We start from the raw sequence: 20854 nt of genomic DNA on the forward strand, positions 1-20854 counted from the left end.
TACCTGCTGGTGGATCATCTGCGGTGGCTCGAGCGGGAGGTGCTAAACCTTGCCGCAGTGCGGCTACGGGATCTCCAGAGGTACATGGGCATCGTCGGTGCAGAGGTTCGGATGCCGTTGGGAGAGCCGTGGCGGGTCGGCAAGCGCCCGTACGGCACGGCGACGTTGGGCACTGCGGCGTCGGTGCTGAAGGGGTTCTACCTAGGCCGTGTGTCATAAGTGCTTCGCGAGGCGGCGCAGCCAGATGTCGATGATGCTGATGGTTGTGGTGGTTTCGTACCGCACGGCGAGCTTGTCGTAGCGGGTGGCCACGGCTCGATGGGCTTTGAGCAGGTTGATCCCGCACTCCACGGCGTGGCGCTGCCGGTAGGCCACCGGGTCGAACGCTGGTGGCCTACCGCCCCGGGAACCGCGTGCGCGGCGGTGGGCGGCCTGATCAACCTTGATCGGAATGACGCACCGGATCGACCGCCGCCGCAGGTACTCCCGGTTCGCGCGGCTGCTGTACGCCTTGTCGGCCAGGACCCGGTCCGGGCGGACCCGCGGCCGGCCGCCACCGGCACGGACCACCCGGATACGGCGCAGCACCGTAGTGAACTGCGGGCTGTCCCCGCGCTGCCCGGCAGTCAGTACCAGCGCCAGGACTTTGCGGCCCTGCTCACAGGCCAGATGCAGCTTCGTGGTCCAGCCGCCCCGGGACCGGCCCAGCGCGTGATCGCCCGGCTCCGCGGCGCCGTCCCCGCCCGGCGGTTCGACCTGCCAATCGGGCCGCTTGCGGGCACCGGCGGCGTGCTGGTGCGCCCGGGTGATCGTCGAATCCACGCTCACATCCCAGCCGATCAGACCCGCCGCGTCGGCCCGGCCCTGCACCACCGAGAGGATCCGCGCCCAGGTGCCGTCGCGCTGCCACAGCCGGTACCTGCCATAGATCGTGCGCCAGTGCCCGTAGCACTCCGGCACGTCCCGCCACGGCGACCCGACCCGGATCCGCCACCGAATCCCGTCAATGAGCTGCCGCTTACTCCACCTCGGCGGCCGGCCTGCCTTCTTCCCCGTGGGCAGCAGCGGTTCCAGCAGCGCCCACTGCGCGTCGGTCAGGTCGAACCGCCTCGTCACCGCTACGCTGGCCACGAGGTCTCCGTGCAGATGGTTGTCTTGGTCGATAACCCATCTACCGGAGACCTCGCCACATATCGATCACCGACACGCCCGACCAGTCAACTCGCCACCACCGCTACACGACCCACTTCTGACACACGGCCTAGGGCTGAGCGGCGAACATTCCAGCGCGGAGCTGCGTCGGGATCTGGATCGGGTTCGGTTGCCGTCGAAGGCGGACCGCGACCGGGCGCTGCTGGGGCATGCCAAGTCGACGATGCCGGCGAATCCCCTCGGGCCGCGCCAGAGCGGTCGGCGGCATCCGAAGATGCTGCCGGACGATGGCCGCGGTCGCCTGCTCAGGAAGGTGAGCACTGCCCGGGACCGCATGATCGTCACCTGGCTGTACGACGGTGGGTTCCGTATCGCCGAGATGTGCGGCGGCGCCTGCCCCTGGAAGCTGGACTGCGAACGCTGCGACAAGTTCGTGATGACCGGTGCCGATCTGCTGTACTGGCGCCGCAAACGCGAGCAGTGGTACTCGCTGGCTGAACGCGCCCCTACCGATGAGATGGCCGACTGGCTACACCAGCAGTTCGAGCCCACCGCCCGGGCCATTGCCGGCCTGGAACGCGCACTCGCCGGCATCGGACTGCTCAACGACGCCCTCGCGCTGGACCTGCGGCGCCCCCAGGACTACTTCCACCGCCTCTGGACCACCGGATTCCAAACCATCGACCTGGCCACCCTCGGCGACGCGGAGACCGCCTCATGAGCACTCCAGACCCTGCGGCGCCACGTACCGCGGCGGCCAACCAATCGCGCCGACAGAGCACCGGCGACAAGCTCGAACGCATCGACACGACGCTGCGGACTATGCGCCGCGAGCGGACTCCGATCACCTACCCGGCCGTCGCGCGGCGGGCTGGCGTCTCGCGCACCTTCCTCTACCAGAACCCCGACGCCAAAAGCCTGATGGCCGCCATGATCGCCGCCAGCGGCGACCAGCGACGCCGAGCGCAGATAGCGCACGATGCGCAGGTCGAGGCGTCCTGGCACCAGCGCGCGCTCAACGCCGAGGACGCGCTCAAGACCGCCTACGCCGAAATCGACAGCCAGCGCGAGCGGATCGGCATTCTCCTCGGGCAGCTCCGCGATCTGCAAGCCGAGTACACCGAAGGCACCGCCCAGCGCCTAGCCGAGGAGAACACCGCGCTCAAGGAGCGCGTACGCCGGCTCACCGACGACAACCGGGGCCTGGAGCAGAAGCTGCAGGCCGCCAGATCCAACAACCGCTTCCTCGACAAACGCCTCGCCGACCTGGAAGCCGAACTGCTCGACACCCAACCGAACCACCCGACAAGCGCCCGTTCACGCGCCTGATCAACGCCAGACGCAGCCGAAACAAGCCGCCCAGAGCTGGGATGCCTGCCACGACATTGGTCACTTTGCGGTGAGGGTCGCGGCCAGAGACGGTGATCCAGTGCGAAATCTGGCCGATGGGCGCTCAACTAATCTTGGCGCCGTCCTCTCGGCGCAGAACCCCGGTGCCGGAACCCCATCCGCCGTCCGGCTGAACCTTCGCCTCTCGGGCCACAAATCCTCCTATCTTACGGTTGTGGTCTGGACACAGACCGTGCTTGTCGGGTTGGCTTCCTCCTTATGGATGCATCGCAGGTGCGGCGCGCGAGTCTGTGGCAGGACGCGGTCCGCCTGCTACTACTGCTCGACGCCGCTGCCAAACCTGTTGGCGACGACCTCGATGCGCCGCCCGACGCTGAGGGCGTGGTCCGAACGCAGGTCCGGCTGCAAAAGTTGGACTTCTGGGTTCGCTACCCGGACTATCTGGCAAACGAGTTGCTCAACGACTACGAGGCGGACCCGGAGTCACCCGGTCTGGTCGATGAGGCAGAGCGGATCTTGACATCGCGAGAACCTGACCTTCGACGGTTTCCGATGCTGCGGCATCGGTTCGGTGCTTTCGAGGATCTGAACGACGCGATGGCGGTCCTCGTCGAGCGCGGGCTGGCGCGAACCCGGCAGCGTCTCGGCACCTCGCGGGTGCTCCAACACAACTACTACCTGCTCGAACAAGGGCGAACGACCGCGGCTGGCATCGTCGAGGCGGCGCCTGCGCTTGACTGGTACGTCGGACGCACTCGCACGGTCGTGAACCTGGTTGACGGCCTAGGTGGTACCCCAGGGCCCCGGCGTTGTTTCGGTATGAGGTGTTCTGTCCGTGTTGAGGATCGGACAAAGGTGGGAGTTGTGGGACGAGCGCGACTCTGGTGATCTTTCGGGTGCTGAAGCCTGAAGATCATCCTTTGGAGTCGCGCTCGTGTCGTCATCTTGCCTGATCGACGGTGTTGTTGACCATCTTGCTGATCTGGCGTTGTGGGAGGCCGAACTCGCCGCCGGGCCGGGTGCGGTTGATCCGTTGTCGGTGGCGTCGCCGCTGGTGGAACGGTTGCGGCAGGTGCCGGACCCGCGCCGGCTACAGGGGTTACGGCATCCGCTGCTGGTGATCCTGGTGTTGACCGCGTGCGCCACGTTGGTGGCGGGCAACGACGGTGTGACCGCGATCCGGCAGTGGGCGGCGCGGACCCCGCAGGATGTCCTGCACCGTCTCGGTGCCCGCCGTAACCCGCTGACCGGCCGGTACCTGGTACCCAGCGAACGGACCTTCCGGCGGGTCCTGGCCGCCGTCGATGGTGACGCTCTGGACGCGGCGACGTGCGGCTACGCCGCTGACGTCGTGCGCGGTGACGCCCCGGTCCCGCAGGTCGCGACCGCCGGGGATGAGCCGGTCGAGCGGGAACAGCGCCGGGCCGTGATCCGGGCGGTCACCCACCCGAGGCCGGCGGGGCTGCTGCCTGCGGCGGCGATCGACGGAAAACTGCTGCACGGCGCCCGCACCGCGGACGGGAAGAAGGTGTTCCTGGTCGCCGCGGTCACCCACGAGCGGGCGGTGATTCTGGGACAGCGACAGGTCCCGGACAAGCGTGGTGAGAACGCGGTGATCGGTGACCTGCTCCGCCCGTTGGACGTGGCCGGCATGTTGCTGACGCTGGACGCACTGCATACGACCAAGAAGACGGCCCGCCTGATCACTGGGCCGCTGGGCGCCCACTACATGCTGATCCTGAAGGGTAATCAACCGCTCGCACTGCAGGCCGCGCACGCGTTGTTGTCCGGTACCGACGTCGAGTTCGCCGGCCGTATGCACGTGGCGGACGATCAGGGTCATGGGCGCACCGAGCATCGGACCCTGCGCGTGGCCGACTGCGACGACGCGCTGTTCCCGGGTGCCCGACAGGTGTTCCGGCTGCGCCGTGACACCGGTGGCCTCGACGGCGTGCGCACCAGCAAGGAGATCATCCACGGCATCGTTAGCGTCGCCGCCGCCCAAGCCGGCCCCGACCACCTCAACCACTATGCCAGGGGGCATTGGACCGTGGAGAACTGTCTACATTGGACCCGTGATGTGACGTTCCGCGAGGACGACTCCCAGCTCCGTACCGCGAACGCGCCGCGCAACATGGCCGCCATGCGCAACCTGACCCTGAACACCTTCCGCCTCGCCGGCCGCGCCAACATGGCCTACGCCCGCCGCGACATGCAAGACCGCGCCAACACCTTCACCACTTACGGCATCTAGCAAACCATGACCAAAGCGGACATAGAACAACAACGCCGGGGCCCTGGGTGGTACCCGAATCAAGGAGCGGCAGTATCTGCAACGGGACTATGCCGACACCCCGATCGGGTCGTACATCCCCGCCATCACCGAACAGGTTCATACAAGGTTAGCGGCACTTCGAGTGGAAGGCCCGATCGACGGAACGCTCACGGAGGTACGGCAGTGACAGGCGATGCGGAGGCAGAGCTTGCGCCTTGGACACCGCCGAGTCCGGGCGAGGTGCTGGAGCGCGCGGCATCCAGATGCTCCATGACGGCTGCGGAGGTCGGGTCGGCACTGAGTGAGGTAGGCATCGCCTTGCCGAGCCCGGTGCCACCGCCTCGCCGGATCGAGGTTCGGCGGCTTCGGGTCGCTGGCGTCAAGAACGACGGAACGGACTTCCACATCGACCAGGCACTGGAGCCGGGTGTGTGGGCGATCATGTTCGCGAAGAATCTGGTCGGCAAGACCAGCATCCTGGAGTTCGTGGTGTGGGCATTGCGGGGTAAATCCCGCACGCTTGGACCTGACGTCAAGTCCTGGGTTCGGCGGATCACAGTCGACGCGCTCATCAGCAACCAGGCTGTACGGGTGGTGATTCATCAAGACGCGTCCGAGATGCCCGTTGGGTTGCGAGGCCGTGTTCTGTCTGCTGGCTCCATCGACGAGCTGCTGGACGCCGAGGACGACGATCTTCATCCACTCGCAGCAGCAGACGGCGAGTCGCAAGTCGAGGCGCTGATCGGGACCTTCATGATGGAGGCTCTCGGGTTAGGTTACACGTCGATCTGGAATCCGACGGGTGGTCTTGACGGAGAAGGCGCACCACAAAGTCACGGCTGGTCCTCGTACTTCGGAGCGTGCTACCTCAACCCAGGTGGCGACACGCTGCTGTTCGGCGACGTCAAGGAAGTGGCGTCGCTCTCCGCGAAGTTGCTCGACTTGTTCATCGGCGTCCCGTACGCCTCGGTGCTGACGCACCTGTCGACAATGCAGCGGCGTTTATCCAAGGAAGCCAGCCAGGCCGCAAACCGCGCCGAGCAGGACCGGGCGGCGCGTCGTAGCGAGCGAGAGCAATGGGAGGCCGAACTCGACGGGCTCCGCAGGAAGCTTGCGGCAGCGAAGCGCGATACGGATCCTCGGCTCGGCGAGGCGATGTCGGCCGTCGACGGCGCCCTCGACGACCTTCGCTCGGCTCGTCAGGCGCACGCGGACGCGGAGGATGTACACCGCGACGCTGAACGGTCGTGTCTGCTCGTCGAGCAGCAGGTGATGGACGTCCGGGAAACATGGCAGGCCCGGCGCGTGCTCGGGTTGCTTACGCCTCGGTGCTGTCCGCGCTGTGAAGCGCCTATCGAGCCGGCACGTCATGCCACGGAGCGGCAGGACGCATCGTGTGCGGTCTGCACTCGCCCGATGCCTCCGGTCGACGCGGAACTGGCCGGGGCACGCATCGCCGAGCTGGAGCAGGAGCTGGCCAGCCGACAGGAGGCGCGAGGACAGGCTGCCGAGAAGGTGGCGGACCGTTCGGAAGCCGTGGGGCAGGCGCGGGACCGTCACGAGTCAGCTCGGGCACGACTCGACGAAATCCGCTTTGCGTCGGCCTACGCTACCCTACGCGACCTTGAGATCCAGGCCGCGCGGTTGGAGGGCCGGCTGCAGGCAACGGGCACGGCTGACGACCAACCAGCTGCGACTGCCACGCCTGCGGTGGAGCGGGTCGTCTCGGCCGTGGTGAAAGTGCTTACCGACGTGGCCAAGGAAGCAGCAGTCCACCTGTTCCCGGCGCTCAACGACCAGATCGTTGCGCTGGCACGCGCGTTCGGCGTTCCGAACCTGGACTCCGTCGACCTCAAACGCAACGGCCACCTCAACGCGATCAAAGGCGGGAAGAAGACATCGTTCGAGCAGTTCCAGCGCGGCGAGCGGCTACGAGTCCGCATCGCGGTGGTGATCGCGCTGCTGCGCGTTAGCGAGCAGCGTGGCGTGCCGACACATCCCGGGCTTCTCCTGATCGACGCAATCGGAAGTGAGGAGGTTACGCCGACCGACGCGACGGCGTTGATCAGCGAGCTGCAGAAGCTCAGCAACGAACTACCCAAGCTCCAGGTCGTCCTCACCACCGCCAAGCCGGAATACGTGGAAGGGGCGTTGGCCCCTGAACGGATCATTACCAGCGACGGGGAATACATGTTCTAGTTGCAGAACATGTGAGCTGGGCCCCAACATGCAGAGATCATCGGCTCGCAGCACAGAACAGGGAGGGCGTGATGAGCATCGTCGAGGACTCCCTGAACACCTGGGCTGCGACAGCGACCGAGGCGCAACTCGATCTCGGACCGAGCCTTGCGGACCTGGGCGGTGCGGAGGCTGTTGCCGCCGAGGCTCGGGACTTAGCGGTTGGGCCGCATTTCTCGACGCTGCTGCAGGCGCTCGCGCGTCCGGATACCTCCGTCTCCGGGAACGTCGTCCTGGCCTTCGCGGCGGCTGTCGCTGAAGGATTTCGGAGCCCTTATCGCGCCTGGGTGCTCGCCGAGGCCGTGGACGTGCTGTGCTCGGAGCCGCTTCTGCTGAACGAGTTCGGTCAACCGACGGCACCGACATTGCTGCGGCATGCAGAGGACGCTCTCGGCGGGACACTCAGTCCGGCTTTCGCCCACCCGGCCATCGCAGGCATGCTCCAGCTGGCGCTGAGCGGGCGCACCAATCACCGCCGTCTGCTTGCGTTGCTAACGGAGATCCGCGGCGATGAGCCAGCCGACGCTTTGGAACGTCTGCCGCTTCTGATCGGCATCGCATACGACCACTACGACGACTCTGGGCTCATCGACGTGCTACACACGCTTGCGGGCAACGACGTCTTACCAGCGAGTACCCGCAACGACGCCCGCTACGAACTGGCCTTGGCGTCCATGCGGGCCGGCCTGCGTGCCAGCGATCGGAACGACGTGGTACGGCAGTTACGGACGGCGGCTCTCCAGTTCCGGCATGTCGAGAGCGCCGAAGAGGCGCGATTGGACGCTCGGTCGTATCGCCTTGCGCTCGACGCGCTGTTCGCCTTCATCGACCTGGAAGGCCAGCCGACTGTGGCCGTTCGAGACCGCATTCTGGCGAGTGCCCGCGGCCTCGACGAGACGGTCGCGCAGCGCTCGGCCTGGTCAAGCCGCCGCCACCAGCCCCGCTGGCTGGAAGCCCGTGGTCACGCTGAAGCAGCCTGGCACCAGCTCGTCGCAACACTACGGTTTGCGGGAACGCGACTGCTCGAACCAAGTTGGCTCAATGCCAGCAAGGTTCTGGCCGACGTACTGACGGTCTACCAGGCCAGCCGCGCGGTCTACGCAGCGCCCGTCGAAGGGGACGGGTTGGCGCGGATCGTCTCACCCACCGTGGAGGCAGCCTTTATCCGGGAGATGGGCCTGCTTCACCACCTCGAACAGGCCCTCGGTCAAGATCCAGAGCTGGCACAGCATCCCGACGCCCGCCATCTCAACGCCAACGTAAAGGCTCGCAGACAAGCGCTGGAAGCCGGAGCTTCAGGGGAGCCGCCGGGAAAATCCGAACCTGGGCAGCAGCCGTGGGCTTTGCTGCTCGGTGACTACGATCCGGTCCTTCGGCAACGAATGCTCCGTGTGATCGACGAGTACGAACGCGGTTACGCACTGACCGGCAACGCCATGCTCGACCGACAGCTTGCGCAACTTCACGCCGAGATGGCTCAAAGTCCTGGATGGGAAGAGCCGGCGCGGACGTACTTCTCGACGCTGCTCACCCACGTGCTGCGGTTCCTGCACGGTCGATTCGATGCACAAGCCGACTTACTCGGCGACGTCACGGCGTATCTCGGACCCGCTCCAGCGGGTAAACCGTGGCTGGAAGAGCACCTGCAGAACGATCTTCTGCAGTATCTCACCAGTAGGCTGGACCCGCCCGGCAGTATCCGGCGCGAGGAGATCGACATCTCCTCGGGACGGACCGACATCACCTACACCCCGCAGGTGGACATGCGGTTCGTCATCGAAGCGAAGCGCCATTCCAACAAGTGGACCAAGGACGGGCTTGAACAGAAGTACCTTGCTCAGACGGTGAACTACACTGCGACAGGGCCACCATTCTGCATCTTGCTCATTGGCGATCACAGCAATCACGCAAAGGGCTACACAAGCCTGGACGACAGCGTCTGGAGCGCCTGGCGCAGTCGGAGCCCCACAGAGATACCGCGCTTCATCGCAATCGGTGTTCTGCCAATCGGACGGCCGACCCCATCGAGCCTTACTAGCCAGGCGCGTCTGGGAAACGCGCAGCCGAGGCGATGATGGCGCCACGCCGCTGATCGTCATCTAGAACGCGTGACGGCCCATTCCGGGCACGCCTTCTGGTTCGCGCGTCGCAAGGGCGACAGCCACGCAAGGACGGTTCGTGGAGCTGAATGATCCAAGTGCGGCGGCGAGGGAGAGGACAGCTTCCAGAGATGGCACAACGGGCAACGGGCTTCGAAACGGACTGCCAGCCGCCATCGAAATCGCCCTGCGGAGTTGTCGCCAAGATTCGCGATGTGCTGAACTACCATGTCCGCGCGTTGTTGCCGCCGCAAGACCCGCCAATGATCATCAATTGGGTTTACGTTGCCGGAAAGTCTCACGCTAGCTACGAGGGGTAAGAGGGTGGGTATTCGAGCCGAGTTTTCCGCGGCAACCCGCAGGATAATCGCCGAAAGAGCCGGGTACCAGTGCTCCGTCCTGAATTGCGGGCGTTTGACCGTCGGACCGGGAATGGGACCTCGGCAAATAGTGCATACCGGTGTTGCTGCGCATATCTACGCGGCTTCGCCGGGTGGTCCACGCGGCACGGGCGGACTCTCTACTGCCGAGCGGAGTGAACCCGAGAATGGGATTTGGTGCTGCGAGGCCCATGGGAAATCCATCGACTCGGACGACGGACGCATTTTTCCGGCCGTTCAGCTTAGGGCGTGGAAGAGGTTGCACGAGGCACGGAAAGCCGCAGAAGTAAACGGCGGCGCACTGAACCACATCGGGCTCGTTGACTCAATTTCGGTCAATTCCGCTCCAGTTGCCTCACTGGAAGGCAGAACTTTTAACCTAGGAATGCGGAACATATTCACCGGCCCTAATGCCAGTGGAAAGTCTATCTTGACGCGCCTTATTGCGAGTGTTGCTTACCCCGACCACGTAGCAGAGATGTCGCACGGTCGGAATGTTGACATGGAGGTTCGCTGGTTCGACCCGCTGATCCATGATGTCGCCACAAAGGGCAGGGCCGGCGTTGTCACACATGTACTGGACGGCCGGCCCGTACCCTACGTCGCCCGCCCGTACAAAACCATTCTCCTCACGGGTCCACGTCGCCCTGATGTCATCCAAAATATCACCGAATTGGCACAAACGTTTGACCTCAGTATATCCGCAATGAAATCGACTCTGAGTCTCATCCCGACTGAGAGTAGCTTGATCAAGGACGTTCGATTCACGAACACGCAAGTCCACTGGACCGTGGAAACGCATGGGCGAGCTGTGCAATTTTCGGGCCGCGGGGGACCCGGCCTCGGGCTTGAATCTTTAATTCTTCTGGAATTGGCCGGATTTCACGCGCGGCATCATGCGCGCATTGAACCCACCTTTCTCCTGCTGGACGAATTTCTCGACTTTTACACACCCCAAGTTCAGGTTGCCGCCTTGGAACGACTCCAAGAAGCGGCGGAACATGCACAGGTAGCAATTGTCAGCCACTCGCCATTCATCGTCGCTGAGGTGTCGTCAGACTGGGCCATTACCGCTCTGGAGCAGCAGCCACTGAATCGTTGGGACAGCCCGTTCGACTTCGAGGTAGAGACCAAGCCTTTGCCGGGCACGGAACGCTGACGTACCGCGCGCCGGCCGAGCCACGGAACCAGTCCGCCGGCCACTCTGGGGCTGCGCACGTAGTAGGGCCTGGGGGTGTGATGCGGGGGACCTGTACGGTGCGGTCAAGCGCGATCACGCGGCGGCTGACGGCGCTCTTCGCGGGCCGGTGAAGATCTAGTACCGCCGGAGTCACCGTTCTGTTTGTGAACCCTCGAATACGCGTCGACCTGCCGCGTTGTTCGAGCGACCGTCCGCGCCGGAATCGAAGACGCCTGGAGCGCCGCGCACGTCGCGAGGAGAAGAGACGGTCGTAGCCGCGATCCCAACGCGATTCTTCGCATTCTGCTCCTGTGCATCGCTCGCTGCATGGCATGGGTCCTGCGAGGATCTGTGTCGTGGGTCCGCATGCCGGCTGCCGACGTCACGAACATGTGCACGACGTGTATGACCAGCTCAGAGACGATTCGACACAAATGGCGGTCGGTAAGATCGAGCAGGATCAGTTCAGAAGGGTAGTACTCCGAGAGCACGGCGGGCTCGGCGCCGACGCGGTCGCGCCCGGGTTCATCGACATGTCCGCGCGGTATCTGCTCAGCGCCGGCTATCACGTCATCGTCGAGGGCATCCTCGATAGCCGTAGCTACGGCACCGTGTTGCGGCAGCTGATCGCCGAGCATCCTGGCCCGAGCCACGTCTACTACCTCGACGTCAGTTTCGACGAGACCATCCGCCGCCACCGAGGCCGGGCGGAGCCGATCCCGGTCAGCGCCGAAGAGATGCGCGGCTGGTACGTGCCGCTCGATGTGCTGGGTGTGTCCGGGGAGCACGTCATCCCGGAGACTTCGACCTTTGAGCAGACCGTGGCCACGATCCTCGACATCAGCGGCCTGGCCGGCATGGCGCCGGCGACGCCGTGCCCGACCCGGTGCGCCCGCTGCGACCAGAAGCGGACCGAGGACCAAAACGCCATGCCGGCCACAGCCGGGCTGGCATGCAAGGAGACGGTGTGAACGCCATGCACGGGATCACCGTGCGGATCTATCCGACAGGAACGACCGGATGCTGATCACACCGCTGCGCGTGGAGCTCATCGATGCGGTCGCGGACGTGATGCGGCTCGGCGAGCCGTATGCCACAGTTCGTGGCCCGTCGGACTACTGGCTCTACAACGTTCTGCCCTACGGCGGGCGGACCAAGCGCGGCCAGCGGCGGGTCCGCGCATGACGGGTAGATCACGCCGTCAGGACGGCACCGCCGCGGCCGCGTCGTACACGCTGCCGGTGGATGTGCTGCTGCTGTACACGCGCCCCGGCTCGCACGGCGTCGAACTCCTCGTCGGGCTCCGCCAAGGCGGCTACGCACCATCAACATGGGACACCCCCAGCGGGAAGCTCCAGCCGGGTGAGCGTCTCGAGGACGCCATGGCGCGGGAGGCGTGGGAGGAGGTCGGGCTGCGGCTGCCGCCGCACCTGCTCCAGGTCGTCGCGATGACGCACTGGCATCCGCCGGACCGGGTTCCCCGGATCGGGGTCTTCTTCCACCTCAAGGCCGACCCCGCGGCGCATGGCGTTCCGCGCATTGCCGAACCGGACAAGTGCGCGGCGCTGCAATGGGCGCCGCTGGACGCGCTGCCCACGCCGCTCCTGCGCTACACCGAGATCGGCGTCGACCTGTTCCGATCGGGACGGCCCTACGCGGCAACGGACTGGCCCACGAGCCGGGCCCCTGACGCGGGCGCGGACGAGGGCGGTTGAGGTGCAGCGGATCGCCATCGTCGGGGCCGGCGGCGCCGGCAAGACGGTCCTGGCCAACCAGCTCAGCGCCCTGCTTGGCCTGCCGGTCACCCACCTGGACGCCCTGCGCTACGACCCGGACTGGACTATGGTGCCGGAAGCCGAGTTCGTTGCCGCACAACAGGCGGTCGTGGCCACCGAACGGTGGATCATCGACGGGAACTCGACAGCGAGCATGCGGGTCCGGTTCGCCGCCGCCGACACGATCATCTTCCTGAACCTGCCGCCGCTGGTGTGTCTGTGGGGCATCGCCCGGCGGCGGCTGCGCTATCGCGGCGGCCGGCACCCCGACGGGGTCCATGACCGCATCACCGTCGGGTTCCTGCGCTACGTGGTGGGGTTCCGCCGCCGGCACGCACCTCGTGTTCGCGCCTGCATCGCTGAACAGGGCAGTCATGCGGTGCTGATCGAGGCGACCAGCCGCCGCCAGGTCAACCAGTTCCTCGCCCGCCTCGGCGGGTCCGTCGCCGACCCCGGAGGCACCGCCGGTGGCCGTTGACCACAGCACCGGGCACTCGACCGAGGACAGCGAGCCACACCGATCAACAGCAGACGCGACCGCTGCACCCAGCCGACCCGCCGCAGCCGGTAACGCGGCCGACGTCGCTGTGCGAGCGGGGTCCGGGCCGGCCGCGTGGCGCGGTGACCTGCGCCGGTTGTGGACGGCGTACTCGGTCAGTGAGCTCGGCTCCGCGGTCGGCGCCGGGGCGTTGCCGCTGATAGCGGTCATGGTCCTGGACGTTTCCGCCTGGCAGGTGTCGATGCTCGCCGTGGTCGCCGGGATCGCGAGCGCGGCCATGGCGGTGCCGCTCGCGCCGTGGATCGAGGTCCACCGCAAACGCCCGGTCATGATCACCGCGGACCTGGTCCGGTTCATCGTGCTGGCCAGCGTCCCGGTCGCGGCGTGGCTCGGCGCGCTCACCTACGTCCAGCTGTGTGTGGTCGCTGCGGTGCAGACCGGCGCCGCGATCGTGTTCGCCGCCGCCAGCGGCGCCCACCTCAAACGCCTCGTCCCCGAACCGCACCGCGCCCACGCGAACAGCCGGTTCGAGACCAGTCTCTGGTCGACTGCCACGATCGGCCCACCGGTCGGTGGGCTGCTGGTGTCCTGGCTCGGCGCGACCGCAGCCGTCACCGTCGACGCCGCCACGTTCCTGCTCTCCGCGATCGGCGTGCGCTGGCTGCGCTCCCGCGAACCCGCCCCGCAGCCACCCGCCGCCGGACGGCGATGGTTGCACGAGCTGACCGGCGGGTGGCGGTACATCGCCGCCCACCGCGACCTGCATCTGTTGTTCTGGAACGCGATGATCTTCGGCGGCTGCCTCATGGCCGCGTCCCCGCTGATCACCGTACTGATGCTCCGCGACCTCGGCTTCACCCCGTGGCAGTACGGCCTCGCCCTCGGCATCCCCGGCATCGGCGGGATCATCGGCTCCCTGACCGTCGTCCCGCTGACCCGCCGCCTCAACCTGACCCCACGCACGCTGCTGCTCGTCTTCGGCGTCGCGCGGACCCTGTGGCTCGGCGCTGTGCCCCTGGCCCCGGCCGGCACCGCCGGCCTGATCGTGATCATCGCCGCGGACACACTGCTGCTGTACTGCGCCGGAGTGTTCAACCCGACCTTCATCACCTACCGGATGCACGCCACCGCCGACACGCACATGACCCGCGTCGCTACCGCCTGGTCGATCAGCTCCAAGACCGCCCAACCGATCTGCATCGCCGCAGGTGCTGCGCTCGCCGCCGCGACGTCCGCGCGTGCCGCGATCGCCGTTGCGGCGGCCGCGATTGTCGTGTCCACCGTGTTGCTGCCCTGGCGTGCCGACGGCGTCGACCGGGCTGTAGGCGTGGCAGTCCGCGCGGCGCCAGGCGATGTCGGCGAGCGTTTCCACCTGGCTGCCAACCAGCTACGTCGAGGCGGATTCCCTCTCGTCGAGAATGGCGGTCAGGTCGGCGGCGATCCGGCCAGCGTTGGTCCGCATGAACTCGGACAACGTGAGCCCGGCAGCCTGAGCATCCTCGATCAGATCTGTGCGGGTCACCAGGAGCCGGCGCACCCCGGATCCGGGGCGCAGGACGAGGTCGGGTTTGACGATGCGGATGCCGTCGTCGGTGTCGACCAGCGCGGTCGCGCCGTGATCGACCGGCCCGCTGCGGGCAACGAGGAACTGCAGGAGCTCGACAGTGACGCGATGCCGGTGCATGGCCATGAGGTCCCTCCCGGCACGTCGACAACGCCTTCCAAGCCAGCCGCGTAGCGACCCGGACGGTCCGCTACGCCGCTGTATCTCACCTGCCCAGCTTGGCGGTTGGCTCCTCGATCGAGCGAAAAGGAGGCTGGCATCCACGGGGGAAGATGCCAGCCTGCAGTACAGCGTAACCACACGATCTTTACCGCGCCACGGCCACGGGGGCGACCGGCGGCTGCCGATCCGGCCGGATCGCACAGACATCCGGCCACCGTCTCGGCTCGGCCAGCTAGCCCGATCGACATTAGGGCCACATGGCCCTAACATGGTGGGATGGAGATACAAAGACTGGGCGAGACGCGCTACCTCTGGGTCGCTGGCGCCATCCGGGCGGCGATCTTGTCAGGGCAGTACCCACCCGGCTCGCCGCTGCCGTCCGAGCAGCGCCTGTCCACCCAGTACCGGTGCGGCCGAGACACGGTACGCGCCGCATTGGACGTGCTGCGCGGGGAAGGTCTGGCGGTCAAGGCACGCGGATACCCGACGCTCGTCACGCCAGTCACCAACCCGACCGCTGTGCCGCTGGAGGCCGGCGCGACGATTGGCGCGCGGATGCCGCTGCGACCCGAGACCACCGAACTCGGCTGCCGGCCCGAGGTACCCCTGCTGATCGTGACCACCACCGATGGCCGCCAGACCAGACATCCCGCCGACCGGACACTGCTCGCCGCATCACCGCCGTAACGATGCAGTATCGCGAGGATGACTAGACGGACGCCACACCGCGGTGCGCTGGGTGCTGCACCGAATGCGGCCGTATCGTCCGAGTGTGACGATTAACCCGGGTAGCGCCGAAGCTCCACCGGGTACGCGCGAGCAAGCCGAGCACAATCTCCGGCTGTTTCTCGCCGAGGTCTCCGACCGCGGCGGAGAGCTCGCCGCAGCCCCGGTGCGCGTTCCCGAAGGTGATGCCCTCGGCAGGTATGCCTTCGACCTGCCCGCCGCCGGGAGCGCCACGGTCCGCGTGCTCATGCCGGGCGTCCCGGTGGAGGCCATCCGCGATGACCTGCGCGCGTCCGCGCCGTGCATTCCCTTGGGGTCCCCGACTTGTTGCGTGGCGTTGCATTGACCACCTGATGGCGGGTCCGTGCAGCGGTTCTCTGGGGGTGTTGTTCAGTGGCGTGACGTTGCTGATCAACAGGAGGCTGAGAGCCGGCGGCCCGCGTGTTTCGTGTGCAGATGCCCTCTGGGGGCCGGTACTGGACAGTGCTTGACGAGGACCTGTGCGTCGAGCCGGTGGCGGACAGATTTCTGCGGGAGTTGCGGTTCGGCCGGGTCCGAGTTGCTCGGTGAGCAAGTCTGGCGTGAGGCCGGGCTCGGTCCGCCCGCCGACATCGACGGTCTCCAGCGGCGGATCACCCACCTCGAGCAGCGCGTCATCGATCTGGAGGGTCTGCTCGATGAATGCAATCAGGAGCTCGATGCTGCCCGCGCCGCCAACCGGGAGCTGATCGCGAACCTGAACCGGCGTCGTACCTAGACGTATCGGTGGCAGTGCGCGGCGTTCGGCGTGCGCTGTGTCGGCTGGAGAGAGGCGGCCCTCGGTTGTCAGGGCAGGGGCCAGGGTTGCGACATCACCGTGAACACTCTGGGGAACACGTTCTGGGTGACGGTGTCGTAGAAGCCGGTGAGCAGCCGGAGCAGGTCGGATGTGGTGCCTGGCTGCGCAAGGTGGGCCGGATCGTCGGTGAGCACGATGTTGAACTCGTGATGGACGGTCGTGCCTTGGCCGGGGTCTTCGCCGTGCATGTAGAACAGGACGGAGCCATCGGCGAGGGTGCCGTCGCCGGGGTGCATTGTGCGTTGGCTGTCGCCGTTGCTGCCCCACCAGAGCAGATCGGGCCACCAGGCGAGCAGGTTCAGCCGGCGGTGTTTGTCGATGTTCCAGAGCCGGTCGAGGCGGTGTAGCTGGCTCCATACGAAGTCGTCGTCGTACGTCCGGGTTCGGGTGACGCCGTGCCTGAGACATTCTTCGCCGAAGATGAACGGCTGCACGATGCGCAGCGCGGATTTCGCCTGGTCGGTGTAGAGCTGGGGCCGCTGCTGGAAGAACCGTTCGAACGCAGCGGGGTCCTTGGCGATCGGGAAAGTGGTGCGGGACTCCAGGTCCGGCGGCAGACTCCCGCCGTGGCATGCTGCGGCGACGCCGTAGGCGAGGCATTCCAGGGCCGCGCGCAGGTTGGCCAGGACGTCGCCGGTGATGGCGCTGATCGCCGTCGGGAACGGGTGCACGTAGTGCAGGCGATACGCCAGCCGTCCGGGCCGTTCGGTCCGCTCCGGGGTCAGCGTGTAAGGCGTGAGCTTTCGGAACGCCTTGAGCTCTGCTTCGAGGGCGCGAAGGTGCTCGAGCGCCCGGGCCGCTTTGACGCACCATGAGGTGTCGGGTCGCGTCCAGGCCGGGCTGTATTGGATCAGCACCCGACGATCGTCGCATCGGGCACCGACGGGCAGCATCCTGATTCTTCGGCGCTGACGTGGCCTGTGACGCTCTGCCGTGGCCGAGGACGCTCGGCTGGTTCTGCTGGTGCGGCATCGTGCCCCGGCTACTACGGTCCGAGGTGGTGGTGGCTGAGCATGATGAACTCCGCCCGGCTGTTGCGGACCAAGCGCAGGACGGCCCGGGTGGACTCGAGGACCATCTCGGTCGGCGCGGTGGGCCGGACCTTGGAGACGCCGGGCGATGCTGGGCCGAGGATCTCGATGTCCAGCAGCGGCAGCACCCACCAGTCGCCGTGGGCGAACGCGCTGCACACGCTCCACAGCTGCCACGCCGACATCTGCTCATCGGCGGTCCGGCCGAGGCGGTGCCCGACCGCCTTGGTGATCTCGGTGGGCGACGGCCCGGCACCGATCGCTGCGTGAGTGATGCCGCATCCGTCCGCGACCTGCCGGAGCCGGGCCCGGCGCGCGGCGAGGTCCGCAGTGCAGTCGACCCCGACGCTGCGCAGCAGTTGTTCGTTGTGCTTGAGGCTCTTGGTCTCCAGCCGCAGCCGCCGCGCGATGCGTTCGGTCCGGGTCGCCGCGCCGGTGATCCACAGCGCGGTGCACGTGTTTTCCAGCGCCGCCCGCAGCAGCGTGAACGGGGCGTACGTGTGCAGGTCGATGCGGTCGGGCCGGACCCCGGTCAGGGCCATCCGCATGGCGTGCAGGTGATCGACGGCGACGCTGATCGCGTGGCTGACGCCCTGACTGACGTCGTACGGGTGGGACCGCTGGTCGTCGGCCCATAGCGCGGATCGCTCCTGGACGTGCGGCAGTTCCCCGTCCATCCACGCCTCGACCTCACGGAGCAGTTCGAGGATCTCCCGGATCTGCCGCTGCTCGCGATCACTCATCGTCACGGCCGGTAACGCTAATCACCAGGTGGCGGCCTGGCCATCGAGTTAGATCTACGGAGACGCCAGATGGTGATACGCGGGATCCGATGTGCGCCCGCGGCGGCCGTGTGAACGCCTCACCGATCGCTGCTGACCTGCCGCTGCCATGCCATTGCGGCCATTTGCACGGCGTCCCACGGGCTGCCGAGCGGTGGGGTGTAGGACAGGTCGAGATCAGCGACGTCCGTGACCATGGCGCCGTAGGTGATGGCGGTGGCATAGACGTCGATGCGTTTGGCGATCTCGGCGCCGTGCCGGCCGAGCAGCTGGGCGCCGAGCAGCCGGCCGGTGGATCGGTCGCCGGTGACCCGGACCCGGATGGGTGTGGCACCGGGGTAGTACGCCTTGTGGTCGTCGGCGATGCTGGCGACGGTGATCGGAGCGTAGCCGGCATCGCGGGCGGCCTGGTCGCGCAGGCCGGTGCCGGCCACGACGAGGTCGAAGACCTTCACGGCTTGGGTGCCGAGCGATCCGGCGAAGACGGTGCTGCCGCCAACGGCGTTGGCGCCGGCGACGCGGCCCTGTTTGTGGGCGGTGCTGCCCAGCGGCAGGTAGACGTGCTGGTCGAGGAGCCGGTGGTAGGTGTGGACGCAGTCCCCGGCGGCGTAGACGTCGGGCAGATTGGTGCGCATCTGCCGGTCCACCTGGATCGCGCCGCGGACGCCGAGTGCTGCGCCGGCTGCGGCGGCGAGCTCGACGTCGGGGCGGACGCCGGTGACGACGAGGACGATGTCGCCGTGGTGGGCGCGGTCGCTGGTGTCGACCCGCAGCCGGGCGCCGTCGCGGCTGATGGCCTCGACCTTGGTGCCGTGCTGGACGGTCACGCCGTGCTCGCGCAGGTGTTCGGCGAGCGGGGCGGCGAGCTGCGGGTCGATGGTCGGCATGACCTGGTCGAGCTGCTCGACGATCGTGACGTGCAGGCCGCGGGTGGTGAGCGCTTCAGCCATTTCCAGGCCGATGTAGCCGGCGCCGACGATCACCGCCGTGGAGGCGCGCCGGTCGTCGATCGACTGTTGCAGCGCGAACGTGTCGGCCATGGTGTGCAGCACGTGCACACCGTCGGCCGGTCCGAGCTCGTCGAGGCCGTCGATCGGCGGGCGGACCGGGACAGCGCCGGTGCCGATGATGAGCCGGTCGTAGCCCAGCGCCACGCTGGCACCGTCCGGGGTGGTGGCGGTGACGGTGTGCGCGTCGGGGTCGATGGCGGTGGCGCGGTGGCCGAGGCGCAGTTGCAGTCCGGCGGCTTCGAGGTCGGCGGTGGTGCGGTGGGCGAGGTTGCGCCAGTCTCGGATTTCGCCGGAGACGTGGTACGGGATGCCGCAGATGGAGAAGTTGGGGTAGGTGTCGGCGACGAGCAGCGTGACGTCGGCGGTGGGGTCGAGCTCGCGGGCGCGCAGGCCGGCGCTGATGCCGGCGTCGCTGCCACCGATGATGAGCAGGCGCATGCCGTGCCCTTCCAGGGTTCGCTGAGGTTTGGCCGCCGCCGGCCTGACCAACCGGCGGCGGAGCTACAGGGGATGCGGCTGGCCTCAGCCAGTGGCGACCGGTAGTTCGGTGAGCAGTTGCTCGACGCGCGCTTTGATGGCGTCGCGGATCGGGCGGACGGCGTCGATGCCCTGCCCGGCCGGGTCGTCGAGCTTCCAGTCCAGGTACCGCTTGCCGGGGAAGACCGGGCAGACGTCGCCGCAGCCCATCGTGATGAGCACATCGGAGGACTCGGCGGTCTCCCAGTCGAGCTTGCGTGGGGTGTTGGCGGTGATGTCGATGCCGACCTCGCGCATCGCCTCGACCGCGACCGGGTTGATCTGCTCGGCAGGTTCGGAGCCGGCGGAGCGGACCTCGACGGTGTCGCCGGCGAGGTGGCGCAGCCAGCCGGCGGCCATTTGAGAGCGGCCGGCGTTGTGGACGCAGACGAACAGGACGGTGGGCTTGTCACTCATCGGGTTGGGCTCCTCGGTGATCGTTCGGCGGTTCTGGTACGAGCTTCACGGGGTGCGGACGCTGCGTTTGCCGCGTCCGGCGTTCCGGTCGGCCTGGCCCGGGCGGCGGTCGCTGGGGTGGGCGACGACGACCTCGTCGGCGGCGGTGCCGACGGCCGGGTACAGCGCCAGCAGCAGCCCGACGCCGACGAGCAGCCCGACGAGCTGGGCGACGACGAAGCCGGGCACTGAGGCGGGGGCGATCCCGGCGAAGGTGTTGGTGAACGCGCGGCCGATGGTGACGGCGGGGTTGGCGAACGAGGTGGAGGAGGTGAACCAGTAGGCGGCGCCGATGTACGCGCCGACCGCAGCCGGAGCGACCGAGGCCCGGCCGGAACGAGCGAGGGCGAAGATGAGCAGCAGCAGGCCGCTGGTCGCGACGACCTCGCCGAGCCAGAGGTGCCCGGCGGCGCGGTCCTTGCTGGAGAAGTCGACGGCGGAGAGGTTGAACATGAGGTTCGCCAGGATCGACCCGCCGATCGCGCCCGTGGTCTGCGCGACGACGTAGCCGCCGAGGTCTGTGGCTGTCAGGCCAGTACGGGTCCGGCGGCCCAGAAACCAGTCCGCGGCGGAGACGACCGGGTTGAAGTGCGCGCCGGACACCGGCCCGAACGTGAGGATAAGCGCGCCGAGCGCGAACGCGGTGGCGACCGAATTCTCCAGCAGCTGCAGGCCGACGTCGTTCGGGGAAAGGGTGGTGGCCATGATGCCGGAGCCGACGACGGCGGTGACGAGCAGCGCGGTGCCGACGAATTCGGCGAGGAACCGTCGCCACGGTGCTGGTGGGGTCATCGAAGGGTTGCTCCTGCTCTGCGGATGGG

General features: G+C 67.3%; 21 protein-coding genes. 15 read left to right on the top strand and 6 right to left on the bottom strand.

Annotated elements, in window-relative coordinates:
• Positions 1-213 precede the first annotated feature (213 nt).
• On the bottom strand, positions 214-1131 hold the full coding sequence (locus ACQEVU_RS34340) for an IS5 family transposase (protein WP_433330976.1): 918 nt from the start codon (positions 1129-1131) through the stop codon (positions 214-216).
• 190 nt (positions 1132-1321) lie between these two features.
• Here ACQEVU_RS34340 and ACQEVU_RS34345 point away from each other — a divergent pair, with 190 nt between their 5' ends.
• The 15 genes from ACQEVU_RS34345 (at position 1322) to ACQEVU_RS34415 (ending at position 16157) form a co-directional block, all read left to right on the top strand.
• Complete coding sequence (locus tag ACQEVU_RS34345) at positions 1322-1873, top strand: hypothetical protein (protein ID WP_433330978.1); 552 nt, start codon at positions 1322-1324, stop codon at positions 1871-1873.
• Positions 1870-2481 (top strand): DUF6262 family protein, encoded by a 612-nt coding sequence (locus ACQEVU_RS34350; protein WP_433330980.1) that lies wholly within the window; start codon positions 1870-1872, stop codon positions 2479-2481. The genes ACQEVU_RS34345 and ACQEVU_RS34350 overlap by 4 nt, the downstream gene beginning before the upstream one ends.
• A 279-nt stretch (positions 2482-2760) precedes the next feature.
• A complete protein-coding gene (locus ACQEVU_RS34355; RefSeq protein ID WP_433330982.1) occupies positions 2761-3390 on the top strand; it encodes a hypothetical protein in 630 nt (209 codons plus the stop codon).
• Between the two features lie 46 nt (positions 3391-3436).
• Positions 3437-4756, top strand: coding sequence for an ISAs1 family transposase (locus ACQEVU_RS34360; protein ID WP_433330984.1), 1320 nt, complete (start codon positions 3437-3439; stop codon positions 4754-4756).
• A gap of 291 nt (positions 4757-5047) precedes the next feature.
• Entirely contained in the window at positions 5048-6976 is a 1929-nt protein-coding gene (locus ACQEVU_RS34365; protein WP_433330986.1) for a hypothetical protein, read from the top strand.
• Positions 6977-7047: 71 nt separating this feature from the next.
• Positions 7048-9090, top strand: a complete 2043-nt coding sequence (locus ACQEVU_RS34370) for a hypothetical protein (protein WP_433330988.1) — start codon at positions 7048-7050, stop codon at positions 9088-9090.
• A gap of 906 nt (positions 9091-9996) precedes the next feature.
• The gene (locus ACQEVU_RS34375) at positions 9997-10653 is read left to right on the top strand and encodes a hypothetical protein (protein ID WP_433330990.1); all 657 of its coding nucleotides are present in this window, start codon (positions 9997-9999) and stop codon (positions 10651-10653) included.
• 422 nt (positions 10654-11075) lie between these two features.
• Positions 11076-11645 (top strand): AAA family ATPase, encoded by a 570-nt coding sequence (locus ACQEVU_RS34380; protein ID WP_433330992.1) that lies wholly within the window; start codon positions 11076-11078, stop codon positions 11643-11645.
• A 49-nt stretch (positions 11646-11694) separates the two neighbouring features.
• Positions 11695-11859 carry a hypothetical protein gene (locus tag ACQEVU_RS34385; protein ID WP_433330994.1) on the top strand — a complete coding sequence of 55 codons (165 nt, stop codon included), beginning with the start codon at positions 11695-11697 and terminating at the stop codon, positions 11857-11859.
• Positions 11856-12389, top strand: a complete 534-nt coding sequence (locus ACQEVU_RS34390) for an NUDIX domain-containing protein (protein WP_433330996.1) — start codon at positions 11856-11858, stop codon at positions 12387-12389. The genes ACQEVU_RS34385 and ACQEVU_RS34390 overlap by 4 nt, the downstream gene beginning before the upstream one ends.
• 1 nt (position 12390) lies before the next feature.
• Positions 12391-12927, top strand: coding sequence for a topology modulation protein (locus ACQEVU_RS34395; RefSeq protein ID WP_433330998.1), 537 nt, complete (start codon positions 12391-12393; stop codon positions 12925-12927).
• Positions 12928-13036: 109 nt separating this feature from the next.
• Positions 13037-14686: an MFS transporter gene (locus ACQEVU_RS34400; RefSeq protein ID WP_433331000.1), complete on the top strand. Its 1650-nt coding sequence runs from the start codon at positions 13037-13039 to the stop codon at positions 14684-14686.
• A 264-nt stretch (positions 14687-14950) separates the two neighbouring features.
• Complete coding sequence (locus ACQEVU_RS34405) at positions 14951-15361, top strand: winged helix-turn-helix domain-containing protein (protein WP_433331002.1); 411 nt, start codon at positions 14951-14953, stop codon at positions 15359-15361.
• Between the two features lie 85 nt (positions 15362-15446).
• A complete protein-coding gene (locus tag ACQEVU_RS34410; RefSeq protein ID WP_433331004.1) occupies positions 15447-15746 on the top strand; it encodes a hypothetical protein in 300 nt (99 codons plus the stop codon).
• 213 nt (positions 15747-15959) lie between these two features.
• The gene (locus ACQEVU_RS34415) at positions 15960-16157 is read left to right on the top strand and encodes a hypothetical protein (RefSeq protein ID WP_433331006.1); all 198 of its coding nucleotides are present in this window, start codon (positions 15960-15962) and stop codon (positions 16155-16157) included.
• A gap of 68 nt (positions 16158-16225) precedes the next feature.
• On the opposite strand, the gene ACQEVU_RS34420 is transcribed toward ACQEVU_RS34415, so the two are convergent.
• From ACQEVU_RS34420 to ACQEVU_RS34440, 5 genes are all read right to left on the bottom strand, one after another.
• Positions 16226-17131 (bottom strand): hypothetical protein, encoded by a 906-nt coding sequence (locus ACQEVU_RS34420; protein WP_433331008.1) that lies wholly within the window; start codon positions 17129-17131, stop codon positions 16226-16228.
• Positions 17132-17223: 92 nt separating this feature from the next.
• Positions 17224-18018 carry a hypothetical protein gene (locus ACQEVU_RS34425; protein ID WP_433331010.1) on the bottom strand — a complete coding sequence of 265 codons (795 nt, stop codon included), beginning with the start codon at positions 18016-18018 and terminating at the stop codon, positions 17224-17226.
• Between the two features lie 113 nt (positions 18019-18131).
• Positions 18132-19499 carry an FAD-dependent oxidoreductase gene (locus ACQEVU_RS34430; RefSeq protein WP_433331012.1) on the bottom strand — a complete coding sequence of 456 codons (1368 nt, stop codon included), beginning with the start codon at positions 19497-19499 and terminating at the stop codon, positions 18132-18134.
• A gap of 84 nt (positions 19500-19583) precedes the next feature.
• The gene (locus tag ACQEVU_RS34435; protein WP_433331014.1) at positions 19584-19994 is read right to left on the bottom strand and encodes an arsenate reductase ArsC; all 411 of its coding nucleotides are present in this window, start codon (positions 19992-19994) and stop codon (positions 19584-19586) included.
• 45 nt (positions 19995-20039) lie between these two features.
• Positions 20040-20825, bottom strand: coding sequence for an aquaporin (locus tag ACQEVU_RS34440; protein ID WP_433331016.1), 786 nt, complete (start codon positions 20823-20825; stop codon positions 20040-20042).
• Positions 20826-20854: the final 29 nt, after the last annotated feature.

The sequence above is a fragment of the Dactylosporangium sp. CA-139066 genome (genome assembly GCF_050936175.1).
GTDB lineage: Bacteria > Actinomycetota > Actinomycetes > Mycobacteriales > Micromonosporaceae > Dactylosporangium.